At 65.6% G+C, this 601-nt stretch carries 1 protein-coding gene; it reads left to right on the top strand.

Annotated features, from left to right (window positions below; translation table 11 throughout):
• Positions 1-601: AMP-binding protein (locus PMI12_RS15955; protein WP_007834398.1), on the top strand; the 601-nt coding region annotated here is incomplete at both ends.

Here is a 601-nt window from a genome sequence, read left to right as displayed (position 1 = left end):
CCACCGATGCCTGGTTCGGCTTCGGCCCCGAGGACGTGTGGACGATGTTCCACTCCTACGCCTTCGACTTCTCCGTGTGGGAGATCTTCGGTGCGCTGTGCACTGGCGGCAAGCTGGTGGTCGTGCCGTTCTGGGTCAGCCGTTCGCCCGAGGACTTCCTGCAGTTGCTGCAAGTGCAGAAGGTGACGGTGCTCAACCAGACGCCTTCGGCCTTCGGCCAGCTGACCAGCCTGCCGCGAGCCTACCAAGAGCATTTGTCCCTGCGCGTGGTGATCTTCGGCGGAGAGGCACTGGACCCGCAGCGCCTGCGCCAGTGGATCGAACACCATGGCGATGACAGCCCGCAACTGATCAACATGTACGGCATCACCGAGACCACGGTGCATGTGACCTACCGGCGGATCACCGCCGAGGACCTGGGCCTGCAGCGCAGTCCCGTGGGCATCGCCATCTCCGACCTGGGGATGCGCGTACTCGATGGGCAACTCAACCCGGTGCCGGTGGGCGTGGCGGGCGAGCTGTATGTCTCGGGCGCCGGGCTGGCGCGCGGCTACCTGAACAGGGCCGGACTGACATCGGAGCGCTTCATTGCGGCAGAAGG

The sequence above is a fragment of the Variovorax sp. CF313 genome (genome assembly GCF_000282635.1).
Taxonomy (GTDB): domain Bacteria; phylum Pseudomonadota; class Gammaproteobacteria; order Burkholderiales; family Burkholderiaceae_C; genus Variovorax.
The sequence above is the reverse complement of the archived record's forward strand: the minus strand, read 5'-3'. Positions and strand labels throughout refer to the sequence as shown.